Raw genomic sequence first — 10,481 nt, forward strand, 5'->3', positions numbered from 1 at the left:
CCCGGGTCGACAACAAGATGGTCGAGATCATCGACGTGGAGAAGATCCTCGCCGAAGTGTCGCCAACCTCCGAGTCCATCTCGGCGGGCGTGGTCGATGCCGACGTGCAGGGCAAGGCCGTCTCGCTGCGGGTACTGACGGTGGATGACTCCTCGGTGGCGCGCAAGCAGGTCAGCCGTTGCCCTGCAGACGGTGGGGGTCGAAGTGGTGGCGCTCAACGACGGTCGTCAGGCGCTGGACTACCTGCGCAAGCTGGTGGACGAGGGCAAGCGTCCGGAAGAAGAATTCCTGATGATGATTTCCGACATCGAGATGCCGGAAATGGACGGCTACACGCTGACCGCCGCAATCCGCAGCGACCCGCGCATGCAAAAGTTGCACATCATCCTGCATACTTCGCTGTCTGGCGTCTTCAACCAGGCGATGGTCAAGAAAGTGGGCGCAGATGATTTTCTCGCCAAGTTCCGGCCGGACGACCTGGCGCAACGTGTGGTTGATCGGATCAAGACCACGCACTAACGGCCAGGGGCGCGGCCCTTGGCGTTACACATGATTTAAGAGGCGGCATCATTGTCTACGGGTAATTTGGATTTCGAACAGTTCCGGGTCTTCCTGGAAAAAGCCTGTGGCATCCTGCTGGGCGAAAATAAGCAGTACCTGGTTTCCAGCCGTCTCAACAAGCTGATGGAGCAGCAGGGCATCAAGTCGTTGAGTGAGCTGGTCCAGCGTATCCAGACTCAGCCGCGCAGCGGTTTGCGCGAGCAAGTGGTCGATGCCATGACCACCAACGAAACCCTGTGGTTTCGCGACACCTATCCGTTCGAGGTACTGAAAAACAAGGTGTTGCCCGAGCAGATCAAGGCCAACCCGGGGCAGCGCCTGCGCATCTGGTCGGCGGCCTGCTCCTCGGGGCAGGAGCCGTATTCGATTTCCATGGCCATTGACGAGTTCGAGCGCAGCAATATCGGCCAGTTGAAGATGGGCGCGCAAATCGTTGCCACCGACCTGTCAGGCTCGATGCTGGCCAACTGCAAGACGGGTGAGTACGACAGCCTGGCGATTGCGCGTGGCTTGTCGCAAGAGCGCCTGCAGCGCTATTTCGATCCCAAGGGGCCGGGGCGTTGGGCGATCAAGGCGCCGATTCGCAGTCGCGTGGAGTTCCGCTCGTTCAACCTGCTCGACAGCTATGCGAGCCTGGGCAAGTTCGACATCGTGTTCTGCCGCAACGTGTTGATCTACTTCTCGGCGCAGGTCAAGAAAGACATCCTGTTGCGCATTCACGGTACGCTCAAGCCGGGTGGCTACCTGTTCCTGGGCGCCTCCGAAGCGCTCAATGGTCTGCCTGACCATTACCAGATGGTGCAGTGCAGCCCGGGTATCATCTACCAGGCCAAGTGAAACGAAAAAGGCCGGTGTCGCGAGACACCGGCCTTTTTCATTCTGTTGCCCTCTGCGCAAGCCTGGCTCCCAGGAGCCAGCCATGCCGGCAGAGGCTGCGCCGCCGATCAGAAGTCGTAACGCACCTTGGCCGAGAACACATCGGCGTTGAAGCCCGATTTGCCGATGTAGTCATAGTTCACGCCCAGGGTCACTGCGCCCAGCGTGTAGTCTGCGCCCACGCCAGCCTCGTAGCTGTCACGTACGGCCTTGGCGCCGCTGGTGACGAATGGCGTATTGCCGAGCAGGAAGGTCGAGGTGCTCTTGGCTTCGTCTGCCGCGAAGTCGTGGTACGCCATCAGCTTGGCTTGTGGCTTCAGCGTGCCGGCACCCAGCGGGTAGTTGCCCGCCACGCGCAGGCCAGCGCCCAGTTCGATGGCCTCGTAGCGTTGGTCTTCGACCTTCAGGGCTGCCGACGAACCCTTCTCGCGGTAGCCGTCGATGTTCACCAGGCTGTAGCGCGCGGCAATGCGCGGCTCTACCAGCACCTGCGGGTTGATGTGGTAGGTGTAGCCGCCGACCAGGTTCAGCCCCAGCAGGTCGCTGTCGTAATCGGCCTTGGCCGATGTGCTGGCGATGCTACGCTTGCTGTCGTTCTCGTTGAAGCCGTAGGTCAGGCTGGCGTCGACGAAATAGTTGCCGTGCTCGAAGCCGCCATACAGCGTGAAGGCGTGGCTGTCGACTTTGGTCTGGTTGCCGCTTTTGCCGTTGACGTCGGTGTTGATGAAGCTGTAGGCCAGGCCCAGGGTCAGGTCGTCGCTGACCTTGCCGTCGGCACCCACGGCGATACCGCGGCTGTAGGCGTTGTAGCCGGCCACGCCGTCGCGCAGGTCCTGGCTGCGTCGCTGTACAGGCTCTGCACCCACACGCCGGTGTCCTTGAACGCTTCGCCCGAGGAGGCGCCGCGCAGGCCGCTGGTACGGCTGCCGGTGACGTTGCTCACCAGGTTCTGGCTGGTGGTGGCCGCCTGGGTCGCGCCGCCGTTGACTTCCGGGGTCAGTTGCTCGGCCAGCTTGGCCAACTGGGCCTCGTCAGCGTTGGCGAAGGCCAGCAGCAGCGGGTCGTTGGCGTTCAGCTTGCTCAGGATGGTGTCGCGGTTCAGGCTGCCCAGGGCTTGCTGGCTGTTGGCCGAGGCCCCCTGGCCGATCAGGATCTGGTTGACTTCGGCTTCACCCTTGCCGGTAACAGTGGCAACCAGCTTGTTGCCGCTGACGTTGTAGCCATCGACCTTGAGCAGCGCCGAGCTGCTCACCAGGTTGATTTTCCCCTTCGGATCAACCTGGGTGCCGTCCGCATTCATCACGCTGAGGGTGCCGGCCTGAATCAGGTTGTACTTGCTGCCCTGCGCACTGAAGTCGCTGCCCTTGGCAGCCAGCTTGATCTGTGCGTTCTTGCTGAAGGCGGCCGTCCCGCTCACCTTGAGCACTGGCGTGTCGGGGTTGGTGGCGCTGCGCAGGTTCAGGCCCAGCGAGGCGTTGTCGGCAACGATCAGGCTGCCTTTGATAGTGGTGTGTGGCTGCTCGAAGTTAAGGTGCGCCGGGCTGTTGGTAAAGCTGTTGCCGACGTACATCCGGCCTCCATCGCGCAGGCGGATGTTGGCGCCGTCGGCCTTGCTGTCGGTGCCGCTGAAGTTGACGTTGCCATACACCTCGATGTAATTGAGGTCGATCAGGTTGCCGGTGACCTTGCTGCCATTTTGCAGGGTCAGGTACACCGGGCCTTGCGACTCGGACGCATCGACCGCTTCGTCCTGCGAGATCAGCGTGCCGCTGTTGATGATGCGCAATGGCGTCTGGGCGTTGCTCTGCGCGGCATCGATATCGAAGTTGCCGATCACGATGGCTGCATCGGTTGCCTTGATAGTGCCGGTATTGACCACGTGGTTGTCAGTGCCGCTGAAGCTGGCACCGTCGACCCGGATGCCTTCGGCGTCGTCACCGCTGGCAATGATGGTGCCGCTGTTGAGAATGCCGGTCAGGTCGACCTTGTCTGCATTCAGGCCTTCGCCGCTGGTGGTGGCGTCGATTGCGGTGGCGCCCTTGCCGTTGACCTGAATCAGGCCGCGGTTGATCACCCGGCCGTCGATGCGCCCGCCTTCCAGGTTGATGCCCTTGGCACCGGTGCCCTCGGCGATGATGCGACCCAGGGTGTCGTTGATCAGGTTGCCCTTGATCGTGCCGGTAAAGTCCAGGGCGCGGGCCACGTCGGTTTCGCCGTTATCGCGCAGCGGTTCGCCGGTGGCGCTGAGCAGGCCCTGGTTGATCACGCTGCCGTTGATGGTGGCAGGGTCGATCATCAGGGCGTTGGCGCCGCCGCCCACGGCAGTGATGCTGCCCTTGTTGATCAGGTTGCCGTCGATCTGGCTCTCGGTCCAGGGCGTGCTGCCTTCCCAGGCGTCCATGTCGATGCCGCCGGCAAAGTTGCCGCTGCTGTTGATCGTGGCATTCAGGATCAGGTCGCCCTTGACATGGTTGCCGTTGAACTCGATGGCATCTTCCGCAGCGCTGCCGGTGTACGCGCCTTTGATCTCCAGGTTGCCCTGGTAGGTCTTGTTCTCGCGGACAAGGCCGGCATTGGTCAGCGTGAGGGTTTCTGCGCTGACGGGCAGGGCAGTGGTGGTGATGGCCAGGGCAAGCAGGGTTTTGCGGAAAATCACAGGGCTCACGATTTTTTCCTTGAACGGCGTAGTGGGTACGGCGCTTCCATGCGTGGCGTGATGGGCCGTGAAATGAATAGTGGCAAGAAGCCACGCAGTGGCGCGCGGCGATCTTAGCGAGGTAGATGGCGAATTAATACTAACTATTGACGCCAGATTTTCGCGCCGCCATTTACACCGCCGGTTTGCCGCCGCTTGCCGATTGCCGCTTTGCTGGCACCTGGCGGAAATTCATTGCCGCTTTTCTGGCATTACCGCGGGTGGTGGGTTGCGAAAGCCCCGGTTTTGCTGGGCTTTGTGTTTTGGCATGGGACTTGCTCTATTTCCGCCAACGAACCCTACGGTCAACCTTCAAAGGTTTCCCCGACATGAGCATCAGTTTCGACAAAGCGCTTGGTATCCACGAAAAGGCACTGGGCTTTCGCGCTCAGCGTGCCGAAGTGCTGGCCAACAACATCGCCAACGCCGATACGCCCAACTACAAGGCGCGCGACATGGACTTCTCGTCCGTGCTGGCGGCCGAGACCGACAAGGTCAAGAACGGCCACTTCTCGCTGGACCGGACCAACACCCGGCATATCGAGGCGCAAGGTCTGGCCATGGGCGACGAGACCCTGCAGTACCGCACCCCGATGCAGCCGTCGATCGACCAGAACACCGTGGATGCGCAGCTCGAGCAATCCAGCTACGCCGAGAACGCGGTGGGTTTCCAGGCCAGCTTCACGCTGCTCAACAGTAAATTCAAAGGGCTGGTATCGGCCCTGCGCGGAGAGTAAGTCATGTCCCTTGCCAGCGTTTTCAACATTGCCGGTAGCGGCATGAGCGCGCAGACCACGCGCCTGAACACCGTTGCTTCCAACATCGCCAACGCCGAGACCGTTTCCTCGAGCATCGACCAGACCTACCGTGCACGTCACCCGGTCTTCGCCACCACGTTTCAGCAGGCCCAGGGCGGCGTCAGCCAGTCGCTGTTCCAGGACCAGGGTGAAGCGGGGCAGGGTGTGCAGGTGCTGGGCGTGGTCGAGGACCAGAGCAACCTGGAGGCGCGTTACGAGCCGAACCACCCGGCGGCGAACAAGGACGGCTACGTCTACTACCCCAACGTCAACGTGGTCGAGGAAATGGCAGACATGATCTCCGCCAGCCGCTCGTTCCAGACCAACGCCGAGTTGATGAACACGGCCAAAACCATGATGCAGAAGGTCCTGACCCTCGGTCAGTGATAAGGGGCGTTTTCCATGGCTGATGTAAACATCAACGACGTCATCTCCAATTCCGGCGTCAAGAGTTCCACCGGTACCAGCGCGCTGGGCGCAACCACCGGGGCCAAGTCCGGCAACGGTCAGGCGCTGGGCAAGGACGCGTTCCTGCAGCTGCTGGTTACCCAGATGCAGCACCAGAACCCGCTCGACCCGCAGGACAACAGCGAGTTCGTGGCCCAGTTGGCGCAGTTCTCCAGCCTCGAGGGCATTACCTCGCTGAACGACTCGGTCAACGCCATCACCGGTGCCATGGGGTCGTCCCAGGCGCTGCAGGCGTCGGGGCTGGTCGGTCGCTCGGTGATCACCCAGGCCGACAAGGCCGTGGTCGACACCACCAAGAGCTTCACCGGCCAGGTGGTGGTACCGCAGTCGATCACCTCGGGCACGGTCACCGTCACCGACAAGGATGGCAGGACCATCAAGACCATCGACCTGGGCGAGCAGAAGGCCGGCAATGCCGACTTCATCTGGGACGGCACCAACGCGAAGGGCGAGAAGGTCGATCCGGGCACCTACACCTTTACGGCCAAGACCACGGTCGATGGCAAGTCGGCCGAGATGTACACCTTGCTGCCGGCCACCGTCAGCAGCGTCACCATCAGTCAGACCGGCGGCGAGCTGATGCTCAACCTCGCTGGCCTGGGCAGTGTTGCACTGTCCAAAGTCCAAACCATCGGTATATAGAGCCGGCTAACGCGGCACAAGGAGTGGAAAGATGTCTTTCAATATCGGCCTTAGCGGTCTCTATGCTGCCAACAAGCAACTGGCAGTCACCGGCAACAACATCGCCAACGTTTCGACCACCGGTTTCAAATCGTCGCGCGCCGAGTTCGCCGACGTCTACTCGGCAGCAAGCTGGGCGTGGGCAGCAAGACCGTCGGCAACGGCGTGCGTCTGGCAGCGGTTTCGCAGCAGTTTGGTCAAGGTGACATCAACAACACCGGCAACGTGCTGGACATGGGTATCCAGGGCCAGGGTTACTTCGTGCTGAGCGACAACGGCTCGCTGAGCTACACCCGGTCCGGTGCGTTCCAGACCAACAAGGACAACTACGTGGTGACCTCGGACGGTATCCGTCTGCAAGGTTACGCGGCTGATGGCAATGGCAAGATCATCAAGGGTGTGCTGACCGATCTGAAGATCGACACTTCGGCGCTGGCGCCAAAGACCACCACCACGATCGATCAGGGCATCAACCTGAACTCCTCGGCGGACAGTATCCCGTTGGAGGTGCTTGACGACAGCACGCCTCCGGTCCTGGTGCCTAACAAGGTATTTGATCCTGCTGACGAAAGCACCTACACCAAATCGTTCCCGACCAAGGTCTACGACAGTCAGGGCAACGAGCATACGATGGAGCAGTTCTATCGTAAGACTGGTGACAACCAGTGGACCATGTACACCCTGGTCGACGGTCGCAACCCGTTCAACCCGGCCAGCACCACCCCGCTCTCCGGCACCATCAGCTTCAACCCTGACGGCAGCGTGAAGACAATGGCTGCGGTCAACACGGGTCACCCGGCGGGGGCTACGTACACCGTGGTCAACAACAACTTCACGATGAAGGGCTGGGTGCCGGCTTCTTACGACAAGGCTACCGATACCTGGGCTTCCAATGGTTCTTCTGGCAATGCGGCCGGTATTCGCATGGATATGACCAGCACCAGTTCCTACAACGCCGATACTGCCCGTGATTCCCAGTCGCAGGATGGTTACGCCACGGGCATCCTGTCGAGCCTGAGCATCGACTCCACCGGTGTGATGTTCGCCAGTTTCAGCAACCAGCAATCCCGCGCCATCGGCCAGGTTGCGATTGCCAGCTTCGCCAACGAGCAGGGTCTGGAGCAGCTCGGCGGTACCCGCTGGAAAGAGACCTTCGCGTCGGGTATCCCGGGTATCGATACGCCGAAGACCGGCACCCTGGGTTCGATCGAGTCCAACGCACTGGAAGCTTCCAACGTCAACCTGACCATGGAGCTGGTCGAGCTGATCAAGGCGCAGAGCAACTTCCAGGCGAACTCCAAGACCATTTCCACCGAAAGCACCATCATGCAGACCATCATCCAGATGACCTGATGATTACCTGATGGCGTGAGTATGGACGGACCCCTTTCTCGGAAGGGGTTCGTTGTTTCGGAGGTACTGAACATGAAGGGCACTCTCACGTTGCCGGGCTCGTGCTGATGGTGCTGGCGGTCAATGCCAGTGCGGACATGGCGCCCTGGTATCGCTGGGAAAGCCAGGCCGATGGTCGTCTGGTGTGTTCGCAGCAGTCGCCGGGCGAGGGCTGGAGGCGCTTTGCCGGGCCGTTCAACAATGCAGGTTGCCGCGACCGCTGAGCATTGCCGCTAACGGCAAGTCGCGCCGTATTTTCGACGGCGCCGCTGCTTGGCAATGATTTGTCGATGATCGAGGTCCCGTGTTCACGGGGCTTTCCTGGTTTTTTTGAAAGTTGGTTTGAAACTTGCTTGAGTGATCCCAAGAGCAGCGGTGAACGGCAAGTGTTCGCCAGCGCAGTGGAGGATGATCAGTGGACAAGATGCTTTACGTGGCCATGACCGGCGCCAGCCAGAACGCACTGGCGCAACGGGCCCATGCCAACAACCTGGCGAACATTTCCACCAGCGGCTTCCAGCGTGACCTGGAGCAGGCGCGGTCGATGCCGGTGTTTGGTGACAGCTTTCCGGCGCGTGCCTATGCCATGACCGAGCGCCCGGCCACCGATTTCAGCCCCGGTGCCATGCAGGAAACCGGGCGTGACCTCGACATCGCCATCGGTGGCGACGGCTTCATTGCCGTGCAGGCGCCCGACGGCAGCGAAGCCTATGTGCGTACTGCCAGCCTCAACATCGATGCCCTCGGCGTGCTGCGTGCCGGCAACGGCATGCCGGTGATGGGCAACGGCGGCCCGATTGCGGTGCCGCCAGAGCAGAAGGTCGAGATCGGCCAGGACGGCACCATCAGCATCCGCGCCATGGGCGAGGGCCCGCGGGTAATGGCTGAAGTCGACCGCATCAAGCTGGTCAACCCCGACGTCAGGACCATGACCAAGGGCCTGGACGGCATGATCCACACCAAGAGCGGCCAGCCCGCCGATGTCGACGCCAATGTGCAGGTGGTGTCGGGCTTTCTGGAGGCCAGCAACGTCAACGCCGTCGAGGAAATGACCTCGGTGCTGGCGCTGTCCCGCCAGTTCGAGCTGCACGTCAAGATGATGACCACGGCCAAGGAAGGCGACGAAGCCATGGCTCGGGTTTTGCAAATCACCTAATTACACAGGCGTAGCGCCGTAAAACAGGCGCACCAGGAGAACAGCATGCTTCCGGCTCTTTGGGTCAGTAAAACCGGCTTGTCCGCCCAGGACACCAACCTGACCACCATTTCCAACAACCTGGCCAACGTCTCGACTACCGGTTTCAAGCGCGACCGTGCCGAGTTCCAGGACCTGCTCTACCAGATCAAGCGCCAGCCTGGTGCCCAGTCGACCCAGGACAGCGAGCTGCCGTCCGGCCTGCAGGTCGGTACCGGTGTGCGCATCGTCGGCACCCAGAAAAACTTCAGCACCGGTAGCCTGCAAACCACCGAGAACCCGCTGGACATGGCCATCAATGGCCGTGGTTTCTTCCAGGTTCTGCAGCCTGATGGCACCGTTTCCTATAGCCGCGACGGTACCTTCCACCTCAACTCCGATGGCCAGGTGGTCACCGCCAACGGCTTCGCGCTGGAGCCGGCCGTGGTCGTGCCACCAGACGCGCAAACCTTCACCGTGGGCCAGGATGGCACCGTGTCGATCACCACGGCCGGCAACCCGGCGGCGCAGGTGATCGGCAACCTTCAGACCGCCGACTTCATCAACCCGGCCGGCCTGCAGGCCATGGGCAATAACCTGTTCCTGGAAACCGCCGCCAGCGGTGCGCCACAAATCGGTACCCCGGGCCTGAACGGCTTTGGCACCACCCTGCAGCAGACCCTGGAAAACTCCAACGTCAGCACCGTGGAAGAGCTGGTCAACATGATCACCACTCAGCGTGCCTACGAGATGAACTCCAAGGTGATTTCCACTGCCGACCAGATGCTCTCGTTCGTTACCCAGAACCTGTAAGTGAAGTCCCAGGGTCGCTAGTGCAGCGCCTGTTACACCGTGAGGTCAGAGTCATGAGCCGTTTGTTGTCCGTATTTGCCCTGGGTGGGGTGGTGTTGCTGGCCGGTTGCGTCGCACCGACGCCCAAGCCCAACGACCCGTATTACGCGCCAGTGTTGCCGCGTACGCCCCTGCCTGCAGCGGCCAACAACGGCTCGATCTACCAGGCCGGCTTCGAGCAGAACCTGTACGGCGACCGCAAGGCGTTCCGCGTGGGTGACATCATCACCATCACCCTGAACGAGCGTACCCAGGCCAGCAAGAACGCCAACTCGCAGATCGCCAAGAACAGCAAGGCCGATATCGGCCTGACCTCGCTGTTCGGCTCGGGCATGACCACCAACAACCCGATTGGCAGCAACGACCTGAGCCTCAGCGCAGGCTATGAGGGCGACCGCAGCACCAAGGGTGACAGCAAGGCGGCCCAGGGCAATACCCTGACCGGCTCGATCACCGTCACCGTGGCCGATGTGCTGCCCAACGGCATCATTGCCGTGCGTGGCGAGAAGTGGATGACCCTCAACACCGGCGACGAGCTGGTGCGTATTGCCGGCATGGTGCGCGCCGATGACATCTCCACCGACAACACCGTACCGTCGACCCGGGTCGCCGATGCGCGCATCACCTATTCGGGCACCGGCTCGTTTGCCGATGCCAGCCAGCCCGGTTGGCTGGACCGTTTCTTCATCAGCCCGCTTTGGCCTTTCTAGGTTCGGATGACCATGTTCAACATCAAGCAGCTGATTGCCGCGACTGTGCTGTTGTCCACTGCGTTCGGCGTGCATGCCGAACGCCTCAAGGACATCGCCAGCATTTCCGGCGTGCGTACCAACCAGTTGATCGGCTACGGCCTGGTCGTGGGCCTCAACGGCACGGGTGACCAGACCACCCAGACCCCATTCACCCTGCAGACCTTCAACAACATGCTTTCGCAATTTGGCATCAAGGTGCCGGCAGGCTCTGGCAACGTGCAGCTCAAGAACGT

The 10,481-nt window shown here is 61.4% G+C and carries 9 protein-coding genes and 3 pseudogenes; 11 read left to right on the forward strand and 1 reads right to left on the reverse strand.

The window, feature by feature from the left end; all coding sequences use genetic code 11:
• Positions 1 to 519, forward strand: a pseudogene (locus G3436_RS03775) (response regulator); the annotation flags it as partial.
• A gap of 51 nt (positions 520 to 570) precedes the next feature.
• Positions 571 to 1,398: a protein-glutamate O-methyltransferase CheR gene (cheR, locus tag G3436_RS03780; RefSeq protein WP_163941452.1), complete on the forward strand. Its 828-nt coding sequence runs from the start codon at positions 571 to 573 to the stop codon at positions 1,396 to 1,398.
• Positions 1,399 to 1,505: 107 nt separating this feature from the next.
• Here cheR and G3436_RS03785 read toward each other — a convergent pair.
• Positions 1,506 to 4,093 (reverse strand): annotated as a pseudogene (locus tag G3436_RS03785) (autotransporter family protein).
• 368 nt (positions 4,094 to 4,461) lie between these two features.
• Between G3436_RS03785 and flgB the strand changes: the two are divergent.
• From flgB to G3436_RS03825, 9 genes and pseudogenes are all read left to right on the forward strand, one after another.
• A complete protein-coding gene (flgB, locus tag G3436_RS03790) occupies positions 4,462 to 4,869 on the forward strand; it encodes a flagellar basal body rod protein FlgB (RefSeq protein WP_163941456.1) in 408 nt (135 codons plus the stop codon).
• Positions 4,870 to 4,872: 3 nt separating this feature from the next.
• Positions 4,873 to 5,316 carry a flagellar basal body rod protein FlgC gene (flgC, locus tag G3436_RS03795; protein ID WP_028945514.1) on the forward strand — a complete coding sequence of 148 codons (444 nt, stop codon included), beginning with the start codon at positions 4,873 to 4,875 and terminating at the stop codon, positions 5,314 to 5,316.
• A gap of 15 nt (positions 5,317 to 5,331) precedes the next feature.
• Positions 5,332 to 6,039: a flagellar hook assembly protein FlgD gene (flgD, locus tag G3436_RS03800; protein ID WP_163941459.1), complete on the forward strand. Its 708-nt coding sequence runs from the start codon at positions 5,332 to 5,334 to the stop codon at positions 6,037 to 6,039.
• 31 nt (positions 6,040 to 6,070) lie between these two features.
• Positions 6,071 to 7,431, forward strand: a pseudogene (flgE, locus tag G3436_RS03805) (flagellar hook protein FlgE).
• A 107-nt stretch (positions 7,432 to 7,538) separates the two neighbouring features.
• Positions 7,539 to 7,694 carry a hypothetical protein gene (locus G3436_RS26970; protein WP_178116310.1) on the forward strand — a complete coding sequence of 52 codons (156 nt, stop codon included), beginning with the start codon at positions 7,539 to 7,541 and terminating at the stop codon, positions 7,692 to 7,694.
• Positions 7,695 to 7,885: 191 nt separating this feature from the next.
• The gene (locus G3436_RS03810; protein ID WP_163941462.1) at positions 7,886 to 8,626 is read left to right on the forward strand and encodes a flagellar basal body rod protein FlgF; all 741 of its coding nucleotides are present in this window, start codon (positions 7,886 to 7,888) and stop codon (positions 8,624 to 8,626) included.
• A gap of 45 nt (positions 8,627 to 8,671) precedes the next feature.
• Complete coding sequence (gene flgG, locus G3436_RS03815) at positions 8,672 to 9,457, forward strand: flagellar basal-body rod protein FlgG (protein ID WP_163941464.1); 786 nt, start codon at positions 8,672 to 8,674, stop codon at positions 9,455 to 9,457.
• Positions 9,458 to 9,510: 53 nt separating this feature from the next.
• The gene (gene flgH / locus G3436_RS03820) at positions 9,511 to 10,206 is read left to right on the forward strand and encodes a flagellar basal body L-ring protein FlgH (protein WP_163941467.1); all 696 of its coding nucleotides are present in this window, start codon (positions 9,511 to 9,513) and stop codon (positions 10,204 to 10,206) included.
• A gap of 12 nt (positions 10,207 to 10,218) precedes the next feature.
• Positions 10,219 to 10,481, forward strand: a 263-nt coding sequence (locus G3436_RS03825) for a flagellar basal body P-ring protein FlgI (protein WP_178116311.1), incomplete at its 3' end; no start/stop codon positions are given.

The sequence above is a fragment of the Pseudomonas brassicae genome (assembly GCF_010671725.1).
Lineage (GTDB): Bacteria > Pseudomonadota > Gammaproteobacteria > Pseudomonadales > Pseudomonadaceae > Aquipseudomonas > Aquipseudomonas brassicae.